Source organism: Burkholderia sp. ZZQ-2 (assembly GCF_050768715.1).
Taxonomy (GTDB): Bacteria; Pseudomonadota; Gammaproteobacteria; order Burkholderiales; family Burkholderiaceae; genus Burkholderia; species Burkholderia cepacia.
This window is the reverse complement of the sequence record NZ_LDVA01000294.1, coordinates 1-17059: the sequence shown is the minus strand read 5'-3', so window position 1 is coordinate 17059 and position 17059 is coordinate 1. Positions and strand designations below refer to the sequence as shown.

General features: G+C 67.1%; 14 protein-coding genes and 1 pseudogene. 11 read left to right on the top strand and 4 right to left on the bottom strand.

Features of this window, described 5'->3' with window-relative positions; translation table 11 throughout:
• Positions 1 to 90 precede the first annotated feature (90 nt).
• Together ABY44_RS25525 and ABY44_RS25520 are read left to right on the top strand one after the other, a co-directional pair.
• Complete coding sequence (locus ABY44_RS25525) at positions 91 to 1686, top strand: MDR family MFS transporter (RefSeq protein WP_059699892.1); 1596 nt, start codon at positions 91 to 93, stop codon at positions 1684 to 1686.
• A 26-nt stretch (positions 1687 to 1712) separates the two neighbouring features.
• Positions 1713 to 2159: a MarR family winged helix-turn-helix transcriptional regulator gene (locus ABY44_RS25520; protein WP_021161333.1), complete on the top strand. Its 447-nt coding sequence runs from the start codon at positions 1713 to 1715 to the stop codon at positions 2157 to 2159.
• 81 nt (positions 2160 to 2240) lie between these two features.
• Here the strand turns inward: ABY44_RS25520 and ABY44_RS25515 are convergent, their stop codons facing one another.
• Both ABY44_RS25515 and ABY44_RS25510 read right to left on the bottom strand, forming a co-directional pair.
• Positions 2241 to 2822, bottom strand: a complete 582-nt coding sequence (locus ABY44_RS25515; RefSeq protein WP_021161332.1) for a DJ-1/PfpI family protein — start codon at positions 2820 to 2822, stop codon at positions 2241 to 2243.
• A gap of 157 nt (positions 2823 to 2979) precedes the next feature.
• Positions 2980 to 4260, bottom strand: coding sequence for an amino acid deaminase (locus ABY44_RS25510; protein WP_027789142.1), 1281 nt, complete (start codon positions 4258 to 4260; stop codon positions 2980 to 2982).
• Positions 4261 to 4379: 119 nt separating this feature from the next.
• Here ABY44_RS25510 and ABY44_RS25505 point away from each other — a divergent pair, with 119 nt between their 5' ends.
• The 4 genes from ABY44_RS25505 to ABY44_RS25490 all read left to right on the top strand — a co-directional run bounded on the left by ABY44_RS25505 (position 4380) and on the right by ABY44_RS25490 (position 7905).
• A complete protein-coding gene (locus tag ABY44_RS25505; RefSeq protein ID WP_027789143.1) occupies positions 4380 to 5318 on the top strand; it encodes a MurR/RpiR family transcriptional regulator in 939 nt (312 codons plus the stop codon).
• Between the two features lie 2 nt (positions 5319 to 5320).
• Complete coding sequence (locus ABY44_RS25500; protein ID WP_059688762.1) at positions 5321 to 6802, top strand: N-acyl-D-amino-acid deacylase family protein; 1482 nt, start codon at positions 5321 to 5323, stop codon at positions 6800 to 6802.
• Between the two features lie 124 nt (positions 6803 to 6926).
• The gene (locus ABY44_RS25495) at positions 6927 to 7313 is read left to right on the top strand and encodes a RidA family protein (protein WP_006751946.1); all 387 of its coding nucleotides are present in this window, start codon (positions 6927 to 6929) and stop codon (positions 7311 to 7313) included.
• Between the two features lie 172 nt (positions 7314 to 7485).
• The gene (locus ABY44_RS25490) at positions 7486 to 7905 is read left to right on the top strand and encodes a bleomycin resistance protein (RefSeq protein WP_060174880.1); all 420 of its coding nucleotides are present in this window, start codon (positions 7486 to 7488) and stop codon (positions 7903 to 7905) included.
• A gap of 135 nt (positions 7906 to 8040) precedes the next feature.
• On the opposite strand, the gene queF is transcribed toward ABY44_RS25490, so the two are convergent.
• Together queF and ilvA are read right to left on the bottom strand one after the other, a co-directional pair.
• Positions 8041 to 8865, bottom strand: a complete 825-nt coding sequence (gene queF / locus ABY44_RS25485) for an NADPH-dependent 7-cyano-7-deazaguanine reductase QueF (RefSeq protein WP_027789146.1) — start codon at positions 8863 to 8865, stop codon at positions 8041 to 8043.
• 11 nt (positions 8866 to 8876) lie between these two features.
• Positions 8877 to 10400, bottom strand: coding sequence for a threonine ammonia-lyase, biosynthetic (gene ilvA / locus ABY44_RS25480; RefSeq protein WP_027789147.1), 1524 nt, complete (start codon positions 10398 to 10400; stop codon positions 8877 to 8879).
• A 576-nt stretch (positions 10401 to 10976) separates the two neighbouring features.
• Between ilvA and ABY44_RS25475 the strand changes: the two genes are divergently transcribed.
• From ABY44_RS25475 to ABY44_RS25455, 5 genes and pseudogenes are all read left to right on the top strand, one after another.
• Positions 10977 to 15002, top strand: coding sequence for a DUF3683 domain-containing protein (locus ABY44_RS25475; protein ID WP_060174881.1), 4026 nt, complete (start codon positions 10977 to 10979; stop codon positions 15000 to 15002).
• Positions 15003 to 15087: 85 nt separating this feature from the next.
• Entirely contained in the window at positions 15088 to 15531 is a 444-nt protein-coding gene (locus ABY44_RS25470; RefSeq protein ID WP_060174882.1) for an HIT family protein, read from the top strand.
• Entirely contained in the window at positions 15528 to 15941 is a 414-nt protein-coding gene (locus ABY44_RS25465; RefSeq protein ID WP_021161323.1) for a gamma-butyrobetaine hydroxylase-like domain-containing protein, read from the top strand. Before ABY44_RS25470 ends, ABY44_RS25465 begins: the two co-directional genes overlap by 4 nt.
• A gap of 53 nt (positions 15942 to 15994) precedes the next feature.
• Positions 15995 to 16726: a bifunctional demethylmenaquinone methyltransferase/2-methoxy-6-polyprenyl-1,4-benzoquinol methylase UbiE gene (gene ubiE / locus ABY44_RS25460; protein WP_027789150.1), complete on the top strand. Its 732-nt coding sequence runs from the start codon at positions 15995 to 15997 to the stop codon at positions 16724 to 16726.
• A 41-nt stretch (positions 16727 to 16767) separates the two neighbouring features.
• Positions 16768 to 17059, top strand: a pseudogene (locus ABY44_RS25455) (hypothetical protein); the annotation flags it as partial.

Sequence of the window (17059 nt, the reverse complement as noted above, 5' to 3'; positions counted from 1 at the left end):
TGGGCCGGTTTGACCGTCGCCAGCCTAGATTACTCCCGCATGCTAGAATTTTGAGATTGTTTGACTCGTCAAAAGTTGCGCCAACAAAAAATGGCCGTCCATACCGCCGCCCACCATTCGAGCGGGCAAGTCCTGCCGTTCCGCGAATCGCTGCTGGCGATGATCGGGATCTCGTTCGTCACCATGCTCGTCGCGCTCGACCAGACCGTCGTCGGCACCGCGTTGCCGACCATCGTCGCCGAGCTTCGGGGGTTCGACCTGTACGCGTGGGTCGCGACCTCGTACCTGCTCAGTTCCGTGATCACAGTGCCGATCTTCGGCCGGCTCGGCGACTATTACGGGCGCAAGCCGTTCGTCATCGTGTCGATCGTCGTGTTCACCGGCGCGTCCGTGCTGTGCGGGATGGCGAACGACATGCTGATGCTCGTGCTCGCGCGCGGGCTGCAGGGGATCGGCGGCGGAATGCTGGTCGGCACCGCGTTCGCGTGCATTCCCGACCTGTTCCCCGATTCCGTCGTGCGGTTGCGCTGGCAGGTGCTGATGAGCTCCGCGTTCGGCATCGCGAACGCGGTCGGCCCGTCGCTCGGCGGCGTGCTGACCCAGTCGTTCGGCTGGCGCTCGGTGTTCTACGTGAACCTGCCGATCGGCCTGCTGTCGCTGCTGTTCGTGTGGCGTTACTTGCCGCACCTGCGCCACGTCGAGCACGATCGCAAGATGCGGCTCGACTGGCCGGGCGCGCTGCTGATCGCGCTGTCGCTCGGCGCGCTGCAGCTGTTCGTCGAATGGCTGCCGAAGTACGGCGTCGCGAGCTGGGCGTCGCTGCTGCTCGTCGTCGCGGTCGCGGCCGGTTTCGGCCTGTGGCACTGGGAGAAGCGCTGCGCGCAGCCGATCTTGCCGTTCGACATGTTCGGCAACCGCGCGCTGTCGGCGCTCTTCGTGCTGGCCATCCTCGCCGGCTTCTCGATGTTCTCGCTGCTGTTCTACGCGCCGCTGCTGTTCCAGGGCGGCTTCGGGATGTCGCCGAAGGAGGCGGGGCTCGTGATCACGCCGCTCGTCGTGTTCATCACGATCGGCAGCATCATGAACGGCCGTGTCGTCACGCGCATCCGCAATCCGAATGCGATGCTGCACGTCGGCTTCGTGCTGTTCGCGATCACCTGCGCGGGCGTCGTCGTGTCGACCCACACGACGCCGAAGTGGCTGCTGATGGCGCTGATGGTCGCGGGCGGCATCGGGCTCGGCTTCGTGCTGCCGAACCTCACCGTATTCGCGCAGCAGACGGCCGGCCGCGAGCACCTCGGCATCGCCACGGCGCTGCTGCAGTCGCTGCGGATGGTCGGCGGGATGATCGGCACCGCGCTGACCGGCACGCTCGTCAACCAGATGTACTCGGCCGGCGTGCGCGATGCGCTGTCGGCCGATCACGCGATGCAGTGGCACGCGCAGCTCGCCGATCCGCAGATCCTGATCGATCGCGCCGCGCAGGGCGGCCTTGTCGCGGAGCTGACCCGTGCCGGGCATAATGGCGCGCTGCTGCTGGAAGCGGCCCGCGAATCGCTCGTCGGCGCGATTCACGTGGGTGTCGCGATGGCGGCCGTCGTCGCCGTGGTGTCGGTGTGGCAGTGCCGCCGCGTGCCGCCGATCGCGCTGCGGCGCAAGATCGAACCGCATGTCGCGGCCGATTGAACGATTGAACGAGTAGAACTGAGCGCATGGAAGAACAGGACCGCGTCGCGATCTTGCAGCAATTCGGACGGACGTATCGCGCGTTCATGACCGCATTCGAGACGCACGTCGGGCAACCGATGCCGCGCTGGCGCATCATGGTCGCGTTGCACACGATGGGCGGGCATTCGTCGCAGAAGAAGCTCGTCGAAGTGCTGCGCATCGATCCGGGCGCGCTCACGCGCCAGTTGAAATCGCTCGACGCGCTCGGCTGGATCGAGCGCGAGTCCGACGCACGCGACAATCGCGTGACCAACGTGACGCTGACGGACGCCGGCCGCGCCGCGTTCGACGCATGCCTGCCGCGCCGCAAGGCGTTTCTCGAACAGACGATGGCGCAATTGCCGGACGACGTGCTGAATGCGCTGTCGGGCGCGCTGGCGATGCTGGAGTCGCGGATCGCGGACGTCGGCTCGACGCCGGCCGCGCGTTGAAGCACGGGGCAGGGCGGCGCCGGTCGGCGTGAATACGCCGCGCCGCCCCGGCACTTCATCTCATCTCGATTCCCTGCGGGTTCAAAGCTCGATGCGCGTGCCCAGCAGCGCGAGGAACTGCGCGAGCCAGGCCGGATGCGCGGGCCACGCGGGCGCGGTGACGAACGGCGCGTCGGTCACGGCCGCGTCGACCGGGATGTCCGCGTATTCGCCGCCCGCGAGCTTCACCTCGGGCGCGCAGGCCGGGTAGGCCGAGATGCGCTTGCCGCGGATCACGTCGGCGGCCGCGAGCAGTTGCGCCGCGTGGCAGATCGCGGCGATCGGCTTGCCGGCTTCGGCGAACTCGCGCACGAGCGAGATCACCTTCGGATCGAGTCGCAGGTATTCGGGGGCACGGCCGCCCGCGATCGCGAGCGCGTCGTAGCGCGAGGCGTCGACGTCGTCGAATGCCGCGTTCAGCGTGAACTGGTGGCCGGGCTTCTCGGTGTAGGTCTGGTCGCCTTCGAAATCGTGGATCGCGGTCTTGATCTTGTCGCCCGCGCGTTTGCCCGGGCACACTGCATCGACGTGGTGGCCGACGGCCTGCAGCGCCTGGAACGGCACCATCGTTTCGTAGTCTTCGGCGAAATCGCCGGTCAGGAACAGGATCTTCTTCGCGGCCATGGCTTTCTCCAGTGGAGCTGCGTTGAGGGCCCGCCGCGGATGACGAATGCCATGCCCGCCCGGGGCCCCGAGGACGAAAGCGCAGTGTACTCCGGCCGCTTGAAGCGCGCGTGACGGCCGCCCCGCGCGCGCGGCGGGGCGGTGCGCGCGACCTGCGTCAGAAGAAGGTTTCGACGACTTCCGTCACGCGGAACTGCGGATCGAGCACGAGCACCTGGCGCCACTTGTCGAACGTCAGGCACGGGTGCGAGATGTCGAACGCGACCATGTCGCCGACCTTCACGTCCGCGCCCGGCGGGATCTGCAGGTACGCGTGCTGATCCATCATCCCGGTGACGGCCCAGCCTTCGGCGGCGACGACGTCGCGCGGGGCGGTGTCGCGGCCCGGGCGGAAGTGGCGCGCCGGCTCCGGCAGCCCCGCGTCGAACGCCGCGTCGCGCTTGCCGAGCGCGACGATCGCACGGTCGGCCTCGGGTACCGACTGCACGTAGGCCCACAACTGCAGCGCGGGCAGCAGCCCTTCGCCCATCGTGCGTGCGATCGGGTTGCGCGCGAACACGTCGGTCTGCGCCTTCTTGTAGATGCCGACATCGTGCGTCAGGTAGCAGCCCGGACGCAGCACGACTTCCGCGAAGCCCGCGTCGGACGCCTTCGCGAATTCTTCCGCGACCACGTCGTACCACGCCGAACCGGCGCCGGACAGGATCGCCGGCGTACGCGCGAAGCGGCCTGCCTCGGCCAGTTCGCGCGTGAGCGCGACCGCTTCCTGCAGGAACGTGCGGATTTCGCCTTCCTCCTTCAGCACGCCTTCGTAGAGTTCGATGCCGGCCAGCTTCAGCGTGTCCGGATAGCGTGCGATCGCGGCGAGCACGGCCTCGCGCTGCGCGGCATCGCGCACGCCCGCGCGGCCGCCCGGCACGCCGAGCTCGAGCAGCACGTTCAGCGGCTTCTTCAGTGCGCCGAAGAAGCGGCCGAGCTGGTCGACGCTCTCCGCGGAATCGACGAGGCAGAAGAATTCGAAGTCGGGATCGGACAGCAGCCCCGCGATGATCGTCATGTTCTGGCGGCCGACCAGCTGGTTCGCGAGCAGCACGCGCCGCACGCCGCCGTGATACGCGGCCTGCGTCTGGTGCGCGGTCGCGAGCGTGATGCCCCACGCGCCGGCGTCGAGCTGGCGGCGGAACAGTTGCGGCGCCATCGTCGTCTTGCCGTGCGGCGCAAACTTGACGCCGTACTTCTGGACGAATGCCTGCATCCAGTTCAGGTTGTGTTCGATGCGATCCTCGTAAAGCACGGCGGCCGGCAGGCTGACGTCTTCCGCGAGCAGGTTCCACTCGAGGCGGCCCGCGTCGCCGAGCGGCACGCTCGCGCTCGGCAGATTGCCGAGGCCCTTGCCGAACGGATCGATCGTCGCTTCCTGATAGTTTGTAACTTTCATGTCATCCCGCTCCATCATCACTATGCATTGCACTGAAGTTGACACGCAGATGGTACAGAAAGTAGCATCTGCGCGGTGATGTTATTTAGTAACATAGAGCTTCGCACCCTTTTCCGCAGATGAATACGCCCGCCAATCCGTCCGCTCCGCACGCGGCCGAGCCCTATCCGGCATCAGCCGCCCCGCCGGTCCTCGACATCGTCGCGCGGATCGCCGAATGCGCACCCGAGCTGCGCGAAGCCGAGCGCAAGGTCGCCGCGTTCATCCTCGCCGATCTGGCGCGCGCCGCACATGCGAGCATCGGCGCGCTCGCGCGCGACGCGGAGGTCAGCGTCGCGACGGTCACGCGTTTCGCGAAGGCCGTCGGCTGCCGCGACGTGCGCGAACTGAAGGTGCTGGTCGCGCAGGCGGCGGCCGTCGGCCAGCGCTTTCTCGTGCCGTCCGACGACGCGCCGGCCGACGATACGAGCCCTGCGTCGATGGTCTACGACGAGATCCGCGTGGCGCTCGCGCACAACCACCAGTTGCTGCGCAATACGTCGTTCGAGGAAGCCGCCGACCTGCTCGCCGGCGCGAAGATGACCTATGTGTACGGGCAGGGCGGCGGCTCGACCGCGCTCGCCGACGAGTTGCGTTTCCGGCTCGTGCGCTTCGGCCGGCCGGTCGCGAGCTACCAGGACAGCCTGCTGCAGCGGATGGTGGCCGCGACGCTGTCGCGCGACACCGTCGTCGTCGCGCTGTCGGTGAGCGGGCGCGTGCCCGAGCTGCTCGAGAGCTGCCGGCTCGCGAAGCGCTACGGCGCGAAGCTGATCGCGATCACCGCGCCGGCCTCGCCGCTCGCGAAGCTGGCCGACCACCTGATCCCGGTCGTCGCGTTCGAAACCGATTTCATTTACAAGCCGTCGACATCGCGCTACGCGATGATGATGGCGATCGACGTGCTCGTCACCGGAGTCGCGTTGCGGCTCGGCGATGCGGGCCGGGAATCGCTGCGTCGCATCAAGCACGCGCTCGATGCGCACCGCGGCGGCGGAGACCGTCAACCGGTAGGAGACTGACCATGCATTCGCATCCCGAAGCCGCCGATACGCTGATCGTCGGCGCGCAGCTTTACGACGGTACCGGCGCGCCGCCCGTCACGCGCGACGTCGCGATCCGCAACGGCGTGATCGCGGCGATCGGCAACCTGTCGAACTGGCTCGCCGAGACCGTCGTCGATGCGAACGGCCGCGCGCTCGCACCGGGCTTCGTCGACGTGCACACGCACGACGACACGCACGTGATCCGCGCGCCGCAGATGGTGCCGAAGATCTCGCAGGGCGTGACGACCGTGATCGTCGGCAACTGCGGGATCAGCGCGTCGCCGGTGACGCTCGCGGGCGATCCGCCCGATCCGATGAACCTGCTCGGCGAGCGCGGCGCGTTCCAGTACCCGACCTTCGCCGACTACGTCGCGGCCGTGAACGACGCGCGTCCGGCCGTGAACGTCGCGGCGCTCGTCGGCCACACGGCGCTGCGCAACAACCAGATGGACCGCCTCGACCGCGCGGCGACCGACGGCGAGATCGCCGGGATGCGCGCGCAGCTCGAGGAGGCGCTCGCGAACGGCGCGCTCGGCCTGTCCTCGGGCCTCGCGTACGGCTCCGCGTTCGCGGCGCCGACCGAAGAGGTGATGGCGCTCGCCGAGCCGCTCGCGAACGCCGGCGCGTTGTACACGACGCACATGCGCACTGAATTCGACGCGATCCTCGACGCGATGGAAGAGGCGTACCAGGTCGGCCGCCATGCGCGCGTGCCGGTCGTGATCTCGCACCTGAAGTGCGCGGGCCCGTCGAACTGGGGGCGCAGCACCGAAGTGCTGGCGTCGCTCGAAGGCGCGCGCCGCTACCAGCCGGTCGGCTGCGACTGCTATCCGTACAGCCGCAGCTCGTCGACGCTCGACCTGAAGCAGGTGACGGGCGACATCGACATCACGATCACCTGGTCGGAGCCGCACCCGGAAGTGGCGGGTAAGCTGCTGAAGGCGATCGCGGCCGACTGGGGCGTGACCGAGCAGGAAGCCGCGCAGCGCATCCGCCCGGCGGGCGCCGTGTACCACAACATGTCCGAGGAGGACGTGCGCCGGATCCTGTCGCACCCGGCGACGATGGTGGGCTCCGACGGCCTGCCGAACGATCCGCTGCCGCACCCGCGGCTGTGGGGCGCGTTTCCGCGCGTGCTCGGCCACTACGTGCGCGACACCAACCTGCTGCCGCTCGAGGAGGCGATCCGCAAGATGACGTCGCTGTCCGCGCGCCGCTACGGCATCGCGCGGCGCGGCGAGGTGCATGTGGGCTACCACGCCGACCTCGTGCTGTTCGACCCGGCGCGCGTGATCGACGCCGCGACGTTCGAGAAGCCGCAGCAGCCCGCGCACGGAATCGACGCCGTGTGGGTGAACGGGGTGCTGACCTACGAAAACGGCCAGCCGACCGGCGAGCGCGCCGGCGGCTTCGTCGCACGCGGCGAGCGTGTGCCGGCGAGTGCCGACGCCGCGTTCTGAACGCGGTTGTCGTTCCGATCTGCCGCGCGCGCCGTCGTCGGTGCGCGCATCCGCAACCGTGCGTTGCATGGGACCGGCGCCGGCGCTGAAGCGTCGAGGCGGTCGACAAACAAGGAGTGAAACGATGAAGCGATATGGCGTAGGCGAAGCGAAGGGGACGGGCGGCCAGGTGATGCCGTTCGCACGCGCGGTCGAGGCCGACGGCTGGCTGTACGTGTCGGGCCAGACGCCGATGGTGAACGGCGAGGTCGTCGAAGGCGGGATCGTCACGCAGTCGAAGCAGACGATCGAGAACGTGATCGCGATCCTGAAGGAAGCCGGCTACGGCCTCGAGCACGTCGTGCGCTGCGGCGTGTGGCTCGACGACGCACGCGATTTCGCGTCGTTCAACAAGGTGTTCGTGTCGTACTTCGGCGAGCATCCGCCGGCACGCGCGTGCGTGCAGTCGAGCATGGTCATCGACTGCAAGGTCGAGGTCGACTGCATCGCGTACAAGGCGCCGGCGAAGTAACGCCGCAACGGCGAGCCGCTCCAGAACGGGCCCGGCGCATTCACGTGCGCCGGGCCCGTTTTGTCGTGTGTCGTGCGCGGTTCGACCGTTGCCCGGCGCTTCCGAGGCAGCCGCCGCAACGCCACCCGCCCGTTTATGTAATGTGCCGCGTGATCGTACGGAGGGGAAATACATGGAATGGGCTGCGCTGGTGCCGGAGCTGATCTGCTCGGACCTCGCCGGAAGCGTGCGCTTCTATCGTGATGTGCTGGGATTCCGGATTCGCTTCGAACGTCCGGAAGACGGCTTCGCCTATCTGGAAATCGGGCGGGCTCAGCTGATGCTCGAGCAGTACAGCGCGGAGGGCTGGCTGACCGGCCCGCTGGAGCCGCCGTTCGGGCGCGGGATCAATTTTCAGATCGAGGTCGATGCGCTCGACCCCATTCTCGACAGGATCCGCGCCGCGGGCGTGCCGCTGTTCGTCGAGCCGCGCACGTCCTGGTATCGGGAGGGCGAGATCGAGCATGGCCAGATCGAGATGCTGGTGCAGGATCCCGACGGATACCTGTTGCGACTGGTGGAGATCCTGCCGGAGCGGCCGGTGAGCGGGTGATCGTCGTTCGTTCGCGCTTTTCTCGCGCAATGAAAAACAGCCCGGCCGGTTGATTCCGGTCGGGCTGTTGTATTTGGGGTGGCGGCCGCGCGTCGCCGGCGGCAAAAGGCAAGCTGCGGCGGCCACCCGCCGCCGTCACTGCCGCGCGTTGCGCGCGTTGTCCGGCATCGGCTGGTTGTAGTTCGTGCGGAACGGGTTGATGTCGAGCCCGCCGCGGCGCGTATAGCGCGCATACACCGCGAGCTTCACCGGTTTGCACGCGTGCAGGATGTCGAGGAAGATCCGCTCGACGCACTGCTCGTGAAAGCCCGTGTGGTTGCGGAACGAGATGATGTAGCGCAGCAGGCCCGCGTGGTCGATCTGCGGCCCGACGTAGTGAATCTGCACGCTGCCCCAGTCGGGCTGGCCGGTGACCGGGCAGTTCGAGCGCAGCAGGTCGGACACGAGCGTCTCCTCGACCGGCGCTTCGTCGACGGCCGCCGACAGCAGCGACGGATCGGGTTCGTACACGTCCGTGTCGAGGTCGAGCCGGTCGAGCGACAGCCCGTCGAGTTCGTCCATTTCGAGCTTGCCGAAATCGTGCGGCGACACGAGCTGCACGGCGACGCTCGCCCCGCACGCGGCCGACACGTCGCGCTTCAGCGTGTCGCGCACCGCGTCGATCGAGTCGAATTTCGTCTGCGCGAACGAGCCGAGATACAGCTTGAACGACTTCGATTCGACGATGTTCGGCGATTCGGCCGGTACGTAGAAGGTCGCAACCGCAATCTGCGGCTTGCCGCGCGCGTTGAGCCAGGACAGCTCGTATGCGTTCCAGATGTCGGTGCCGAAGAACGGCAGCGCCGACGCGATGCCGAGCTGCTCGCGCGCGCCGGCGCGCGGGATCGGGAACAGCAGCGACGCGTCGTACTGGGCCGCGTAGACGGTGGCCTTGCCGAGCGGGGAATGTTCGGGATTCATGCGTGACGCCTTTACGACAGGAAGAGGCGGTAAGCCGGGTTGGCGCTCTCCTCGACATACGGATAGCCGAGTGCCGCGAGGAAGCGTTCGAATTCGGCGCGATCGGCCTGCGGCACCTGCAGCCCGACGAGGATCGAGCTGTAGTCCGCGCCCTGGTTGCGGTAATGGAACAGGCTGATGTTCCAGTCCGGCGCCATCGACGACAGGAATTTCATCAGCGCGCCCGGTCGTTCCGGGAACTCGAAGCGGAACAGGCGCTCGTCGAGCGCGAGCGGCGAACGGCCGCCGACCATGTAGCGGATGTGTTCCTTCGACAGCTCGTCGTGCGTCAGGTCGACGGACTTGAAGCCGTGCGATTCGAAGTTCGCGGCGATCTCGGCCGATTCGCCGCGGCGCTTGATCTGCACGCCGACGAAGATGTGCGCGGCCTGCGCATCGGCGATCCGGTAGTTGAACTCGGTGACGTTGCGGTCGCCGACGAGCGAGCAGAACCGCTTGAAGCTGCCGCGTTCCTCGGGGATCGTGACTGCGAACACGGCTTCGCGCGCCTCGCCCACTTCCGCGCGCTCGGCGACGAAGCGCATCCGGTCGAAGTTCATGTTCGCGCCGGACGTGACCGCGACGAGCGTCTGGTTCTCGATGCCTTCGCGTTCCGCGTAGAGCTTCGCGCCCGCGACTGCGAGCGCGCCGGACGGCTCGAGCACGCTGCGCGTGTCCTGGAAGACGTCCTTGATCGCCGCGCACAGCGCGTCGGTGTTCACCGTCAGGACGCCGTCGAGGTATTCGCTGCAGAGCCGGAAGGTTTCCTCGCCGACCAGCTTCACGGCGGTACCGTCCGCGAACAGGCCGACCTCGCTCAGCTCGACGCGCTTGCCCGCGTCGAGCGACTGCGCCATCGCGCACGAATCCTCGGCCTGCACGCCGATCACCTTGATCTCCGGTCGCACCGCCTTCACGTAGGCCGCGACGCCGGACGCGAGCCCGCCGCCGCCGATCGGCACGAAGATCGCGTGGATCGGGCCCTGGTGCTGGCGCAGGATCTCCATCGCGATCGTGCCCTGGCCGGCGATCACGTACGGATCGTCGAACGGATGGACGAACGTGAGGCCGCGCTCCTCCTGCACCTTGACCGCGTATGCATACGCATCGCTGTACGACTCCCCGGCCTGGATCACCTCGACGCTCGGGCCGCCGTGCGCGCGCACCGCATCGACCTTCACCTGCGGCGTCGTGACGGGCACGACGATCACCGCCTTGACGCCCATCCGGGCCGCCGAGAACGCGACACCCTGCGCATGGTTGCCGGCCGATGCCGTAATCACGCCGCGGGCGAGCGCGTCCGCCGGAATGTGCGCCATCTTGTTGTACGCGCCGCGCAGCTTGAACGAGAACACCGGCTGGTTGTCCTCGCGCTTGAGGTAGACGGCGTTGCGCAGCCGGGCGGACAGGTTGCGGGCGGATTCGAGTTCCGTCTCGATCGCGACGTCGTAGACGCGCGCGGTGAGAATTTTCTTCAGGTAATCGTGGGATGCCATGGGCGCTCGCGTGCAGTGCGGTAGCAGACGGTAAAGGATCAATGATAGCGCCAAGGGTCCGCCTGTACGCAAGCGGCATGCCGGGCGCACGCCCGCGGGGCCGTGCGGACGATGCGTCGGCGACGTAGCGCGGCCTCTTTTACCGGCTTAACCGCGTGGTTACCGACCGGACGGACGGCGAATGACCGCGTGAAATCGCGCCGAGCCAGACCTGGCGCGGCTCGCGGCGATAGCCCCACGACCTGTCCGACGTGTCACGCGTGGCCCGATCATGGGTTAGAATTCCGTTTTGAATCAAGGATTCGGAAGATGCAGAGGCACCCTCGGATCGCACCGTTGAAGCCGACGCCGCGCGCAGCCAGCCCCGCGGCGGAACGGCATGCGCGCCGCGCGCGATCGTGCTGATGATCGAGTGCCGCCAGGCCCTGTCGCCGGCCAGGAGGGGCGAATCTCCGCCCGCTCCGGCCCCATGAAGGACAGCCGCGCGCCTGGTTACAGAACAGATTTCCCCAAGATTGCGCCCACGCGCTTGCCGACGCCCGTGCACGGTGTATCGGCCCTCCGAGTCGTCCGAACATGAACGCACCACAAGTTTTCGATCCGCATGGCGCGGCAGCCGCCGTCGCCGCCGACCCCGCGCCCCGGTTGCGCGAGATTCCCTACAACTACACGTCCTTCTCGGATCGCGAGATCGTGATCCGCCTGCTCGGCGAAGAGGCGTGGTCGGTGCTCGACGAGCTGCGCGCCGAGCGCCGTACGGGCCGCTCGGCACGGATGCTGTATGAAGTGCTCGGCGACATCTGGGTCGTGCGCCGCAATCCGTACCTGCAGGACGACCTGCTCGACAACCCGAAGCGCCGCGCGCTGCTGATCGAGGCGCTGAACCACCGGCTGACCGAAATCGGCAAGCGCCGCAGCGCGGATCTCACCGAGCACCGCGACGACGCGGGCCGCGAACGTGCATCGCGCGTCGAGATGCTCGAAACCGCCGCGCAGCGCGCGGTCAACGAGTTCGCCGACGAATTCGAGAAGATGGCCGACCTGCGCCGCCGCGCGACCAAGGCGCTCGGCCGCTGCACGCAGAAGGACAACATCCGTTTCGACGGGCTGTCGCGCGTGTCGCACGTGACCGACGCGACCGACTGGCGGGTCGAATACCCGTTCGTCGTGCTCACCCCCGATACCGAAGCCGAGATCGCCGGCCTGATCAAGGCCTGCTTCGAGCTCGGCCTGACCGTGATCCCGCGCGGCGGCGGCACCGGCTACACGGGCGGCGCGGTGCCGCTCACGCCGTTCTCCGCGGTGATCAACACCGAGAAGCTCGAACAGCTCGGCGCGGTCGAGCTGACAGAGCTGCCGGGCGTCGCGCACAAAGTGCCGACGATCTTCTCCGGCGCGGGCGTCGTCACGCGCCGCGTGACGGAAGCCGCGGAAGCGGCCGGCTACGTGTTCGCGGTCGATCCGACCTCGCTCGACGCATCGTGCATCGGCGGCAACGTCGCGATGAACGCGGGCGGCAAGAAGGCCGTGCTGTGGGGCACCGCGCTTGACAACCTGGCCTGGTGGCGGATGGTCGACCCGGACGGCAACTGGCTCGAAGTCACGCGCCACGAGCACAACCAGGGCAAGATCCACGACATCGCGGTCGCGCGTTTCGAGCTGAAGTGGTTCGACGGCGCATATGCGCCGGGCGAGAAGCTGCTGAAGAGCGAGATGCTCGAGATCGAGGGCCGCCGGTTCCGCAAGGAAGGCCTCGGCAAGGACGTGACCGACAAGTTCCTGGCCGGCCTGCCGGGCGTGCAGAAGGAAGGCTGCGACGGGCTCATCACGTCCGCGCGCTGGGTGCTGCACAAGATGCCGGCGCACACCCGCACCGTCTGCCTGGAATTCTTCGGCCAGGCGCGCGAGGCGATCCCTAGCATCGTCGAGATCAAGGACTACCTGTTCGAGACGTCGAAGCAGGGCGGCGCGATCCTCGCGGGCCTCGAGCACCTCGACGAGCGCTACCTGCGCGCGGTCGGCTACGCGACCAAGAGCAAGCGCAACGCATTTCCCAAGATGGTGCTGATCGGCGACATCGTCGGCGATGACGCCGACGCGGTCGCGCACGCGACGTCCGAAGTGATCCGGATGGCGAACGGCAAGAGCGGCGAAGGCTTCGTCGCGATCAGCGCTGAGGCGCGCAAGCGCTTCTGGCTCGACCGCAGCCGCACGGCCGCGATCGCGAAGCACACGAACGCGTTCAAGATCAACGAAGACGTCGTCATCCCGTTGAACCGGATGGGCGAGTACACCGACGGCATCGAGCGGATCAACATCGAGCTGTCGCTGAAGAACAAGCTGCAACTGGTCGACGCGCTGGAAGCGTTCTTCCGCGGCGGCAACCTGCCGCTCGGCAAGACCGACGACGCGAATGAGATCCCGAGCGCCGAACTGCTCGAGGATCGCGTCCAGCAGGCACTGGAGCTGCTCAAGCGCGTGCGCGCGCGCTGGGAGTTCGTGCGCGACCGCCTCGACCAGCCGCTGCGCGAGGCGCAGCACTACCTCGTGCAGCTCGGTTACGAGGCGCTCGCCGAGAAGTTCGCCGATCGCGCGGATGAGCAGCCGGGCGCGACCGTGTTCCACGTCACGCAGGACCGCACGGTCCGCATCTCGTGGAAGCAGGAGATCCGCGCGGAGCTGCGCGCGATCTTCAACGGCGGCGCGTTCAAGCAGATCCTCGACGAAGCGCAGGCGATCCACAAGCAGGTGCTGCGCGGCCGCGTGTTCGTCGCGCTGCACATGCACGCGGGCGACGGCAACGTCCACACCAACCTGCCGGTCAACTCCGACAACTACGAGATGCTGCAGGACGCCCACGCGGCGGTCGCGCGCATCATGACGCTCGCGCGTTCGCTCGACGGCGTGATTTCCGGCGAGCACGGCATCGGCATCACGAAGCTCGAGTTCCTGACCGACGACGAGATCGCCGAATTCCGCGCGTACAAGCAGCGCGTCGACCCGAACGGCCGTTTCAACAAGGGCAAGCTGCTCGAAGGCGCCGATCTGCGCAACGCCTATACGCCGAGCTTCGGGCTGATGGGATACGAGTCGCTGATCATGAAGCAGTCCGACATCGGCGCGATCGCCGATTCGGTGAAGGACTGCCTGCGCTGCGGCAAGTGCAAGCCGGTGTGCGCGACGCACGTGCCGCGCGCAAACCTGCTGTACAGCCCGCGTAACAAGATCCTCGCGACGTCGCTGCTGGTCGAGGCGTTCCTGTATGAGGAACAGACGCGCCGCGGCGTGTCGATCAAGCACTGGGACGAGTTCAACGACGTGGCCGACCACTGCACGGTGTGCCACAAGTGCGCGACGCCGTGCCCGGTGAAGATCGATTTCGGCGACGTCACGATGAACATGCGCAACCTGTTGCGCAAGATGGGCAAGAAGAAATTCAACGCCGGCAATGCGGCGGGCATGTTCTTCCTGAACGCGACCAACCCGCAGACGATCAACGCCGCGCGCAGCGTGATGATGGGCGTTGGCTACAAGGTGCAGCGCTTCGCGAACGACATGCTGAAGAACGTCGTTAAGAAGCAGACGCAGCACCCGCCGGCGACGGTGGGCAAGCCGCCCGTCGTCGAGCAGGTGATCCACTTCGTCAACAAGAAGATGCCGGGCAACCTGCCGAAGAAGACGGCACGCGCGCTGCTCGACATCGAGGACAACAAGATCGTGCCGATCATCCGCAACCCGAAGTCGACGACCGTCGATTCGGAAGCGGTGTTCTACTTCCCGGGCTGCGGCTCCGAGCGTTTGTTCTCGCAGGTCGGCCTCGCGACGCAGGCGATGCTGTGGGAGGCCGGCGTGCAGACCGTGCTGCCGCCGGGCTACCTGTGCTGCGGCTATCCGCAGCGCGGCTCGGGCCAGTACGACAAGGCCGAGAAGATCGTCACCGACAACCGCGTGCTGTTCCACCGGGTCGCGAACACGCTGAACTACCTCGATATCAAGACGGTGGTCGTGTCGTGCGGCACCTGCTACGACCAGCTCGCCGGCTATGAATTCGACAAGATCTTCCCGGGCTGCCGGATCATCGACATCCACGAGTTCCTGCTCGAGAAGGGGATGAAGCTCGACGGCGTGACGGGCACGCGCTACATGTATCACGACCCGTGCCATACGCCGATCAAGACGATGGACCCGGTGAAGCTCGTCAACGAGCTGATGGGCGCGGAGAAGGACGGCTACAAGATCGAGAAGAACGATCGTTGCTGCGGTGAGTCGGGCACGCTGGCGGTCACGCGGCCGGATATCTCCACGCAGGTGCGTTTCCGCAAGGAAGAGGAGATCCGCAAGGGCGCCGCGAAGCTGCGTGCGATTCCCGTGGTGGCCGGCGCTGCGCCGGCGCCGGCCGCCGCGGCCGCGAACGGCCCGGACGTGAAGATCCTGACGAGCTGCCCGTCGTGCCTGCAGGGCCTGTCGCGCTACGGCGAGGATGCGAACCTCGAAGCCGACTACATCGTGGTCGAAATCGCGCGCCAGGTGCTCGGCGAGAACTGGATGGCCGATTATGTCGCACGCGCGAACAATGGCGGGATCGAGCGCGTGCTGGTCTAATGCGGGCATGACGACCGCCCGACCGGGCTGGGGATGAGCGGGCGCCGGCGCGGCAATGCCGGCGCCCGTCCACATGGGAGCGACGATGGAATGCGTGTTTTGCCGTGAAGACGGCGGCGAGGTGCTCTGGCAGGACGATGCGCTGCGCGTTGTCCTCGCGACGGGCGAGCACGAGTATCCGGGCTTCTGCCGGGTGATCTGGGGCACGCACGTAGCGGAATTCTCCGATCTCGGCGAGCCCGAGCGGGTCCACCTGATGCGCGTGGTCTACGCGGTCGAGCGGGCCGTGCGCCGCGTGATGCAGCCGAACAAGGTGAATCTCGCGAGCCTCGGCAACATGGTGCCGCACGTGCACTGGCACGTGATCCCGCGCTTTTCCAACGACGCCCACTTCCCGCAGCCCGTCTGGGCGCCGCGCCAGCGCAGCGTGTCCGAGGCGCTGCTGCGCACGCGCGCGGCGCAGGCCTCGCTGCTGCACAATGCGGTGCGCGAGGAAATTCAACGCATGACCGATTCGAGGCAGCCATGAGCGGTTTGACTTCCACGACGCCGATTCCGTCCGGCGTCGTCGTGCACGCGGTATCGCGCGTGCTCGAATTGCAGTACCCGAACGGTGAAAGCTACCGGATTCCGTTCGAGCTGATGCGCGTGTATTCGCCGTCGGCCGAGGTGCGCGGCCACGGGCCCGGCCAGGAGACGCTGCAGACCGGCAAGCGCGAGGTGACGATCACCGCGCTCGAGGGCGTTGGCAACTACGCGCTGCAGCCGACGTTTTCCGACGGCCATTCGACCGGCATCTACTCGTGGGACCTGCTGTACGAGCTGGCCACGCAGCAGGACGCGCTGTGGCGCGACTATTTCGACAAACTGAAGGCGGCGGGCGTCGAGCGCGACGCCCCGATGCAGGCGGCCTCCGCGTCGCACGGCCACTGCCACTGAAATTCGACGGCGCCCGCTCGGCGCCGTCTTGCCATTTACTGAGGATCAACGCGATGAGCAAAACCCACTTCGGCTTCGAAAGCGTCGAGGAAAACGAAAAAGCGAAGAAAGTGGCGGGTGTGTTCCATTCGGTCGCGAGCAACTACGATCTGATGAACGACCTGATGTCGGCGGGCATGCACCGCGCGTGGAAGGCGTTCACGATCGCGCAGGCGAACGTGCGTCCCGGCTTCAAGGTGCTCGACATCGCGGCCGGCACCGGCGACCTGACCAAGGCGTTCGCGAAGGCAGCCGGGCCGACGGGCGAGGTCTGGCACACGGACATCAACGAATCGATGCTGCGCGTCGGTCGCGACCGGCTGCTCGACAAGGGCATCGTGACGCCGTCGCTGCTGTGCGACGCGGAGAAAATCCCCTTTCCGGACAACTACTTCGATCTGGTCACGGTCGCGTTCGGGCTGCGCAACATGACGCACAAGGATGCCGCGCTGGCGGAGATGCGCCGCGTGACGAAGCCCGGCGGCCGCGTGATGGTGCTGGAATTCTCGAAAGTATGGGATCCGCTGAAAAAGGCGTACGATCTGTATTCTTTCAAAGTATTACCGTGGCTTGGCGACAAGTTCGCGAAAGATGCTGAAAGTTACCGGTATCTTGCTGAATCTATCCGGATGCACCCCGATCAGGACACGCTGAAGACGATGATGGAACAAGCGGGCCTCGATGCCGTCAAATATTACAATTTGTCAGGTGGCGTGGTAGCTTTACACATGGGAGCCAAGTACTAAGGGGCTCTTTCCATACATTTGTCTTACATCTGGAGAAGCTGATGTCCGAAACGCGTTCGTTGTTCAACCGTAGCAAGCCGTCGAAGCCGTGGGCTCGACGAGTCGGCACACTGCTGATGGTCGGCCTGCTCACGGCCGGCACGTTCGCATCGCTCGACGCTGAAGCCAAGCGCATGGGCGGCGGGCGCAGCATCGGCCGCCAGAATTCCACCGTCACGCAGCGTCAGGCCACGCCGCCTGCGCAGCAGCCGATGCAGCAGGCCGCGCCGTCGCAGGCGCAGCGTGCGAACCCGGCCGCGCCCGCGCCGGCCGCGCAGCCCAACCGCTCGCGCT

Coding starts and splice junctions, on each gene's coding strand:
- ABY44_RS25495 (WP_006751946.1), top strand. CDS start 6,927: ATGAAGCGATATGGCGTAGGCGAAGCGAAGGGGACGGGCGGCCAGGTG.
- ABY44_RS25475 (WP_060174881.1), top strand. CDS start 10,977: ATGAACGCACCACAAGTTTTCGATCCGCATGGCGCGGCAGCCGCCGTC.
- ABY44_RS25525 (WP_059699892.1), top strand. CDS start 91: ATGGCCGTCCATACCGCCGCCCACCATTCGAGCGGGCAAGTCCTGCCG.
- ABY44_RS25490 (WP_060174880.1), top strand. CDS start 7,486: ATGGAATGGGCTGCGCTGGTGCCGGAGCTGATCTGCTCGGACCTCGCC.
- ilvA (WP_027789147.1), bottom strand. CDS start 10,400: ATGGCATCCCACGATTACCTGAAGAAAATTCTCACCGCGCGCGTCTAC.
- ubiE (WP_027789150.1), top strand. CDS start 15,995: ATGAGCAAAACCCACTTCGGCTTCGAAAGCGTCGAGGAAAACGAAAAA.
- ABY44_RS25465 (WP_021161323.1), top strand. CDS start 15,528: ATGAGCGGTTTGACTTCCACGACGCCGATTCCGTCCGGCGTCGTCGTG.
- ABY44_RS25520 (WP_021161333.1), top strand. CDS start 1,713: ATGGAAGAACAGGACCGCGTCGCGATCTTGCAGCAATTCGGACGGACG.
- queF (WP_027789146.1), bottom strand. CDS start 8,865: ATGAATCCCGAACATTCCCCGCTCGGCAAGGCCACCGTCTACGCGGCC.
- ABY44_RS25515 (WP_021161332.1), bottom strand. CDS start 2,822: ATGGCCGCGAAGAAGATCCTGTTCCTGACCGGCGATTTCGCCGAAGAC.
- ABY44_RS25505 (WP_027789143.1), top strand. CDS start 4,380: ATGAATACGCCCGCCAATCCGTCCGCTCCGCACGCGGCCGAGCCCTAT.
- ABY44_RS25510 (WP_027789142.1), bottom strand. CDS start 4,260: ATGAAAGTTACAAACTATCAGGAAGCGACGATCGATCCGTTCGGCAAG.
- ABY44_RS25470 (WP_060174882.1), top strand. CDS start 15,088: ATGGAATGCGTGTTTTGCCGTGAAGACGGCGGCGAGGTGCTCTGGCAG.
- ABY44_RS25500 (WP_059688762.1), top strand. CDS start 5,321: ATGCATTCGCATCCCGAAGCCGCCGATACGCTGATCGTCGGCGCGCAG.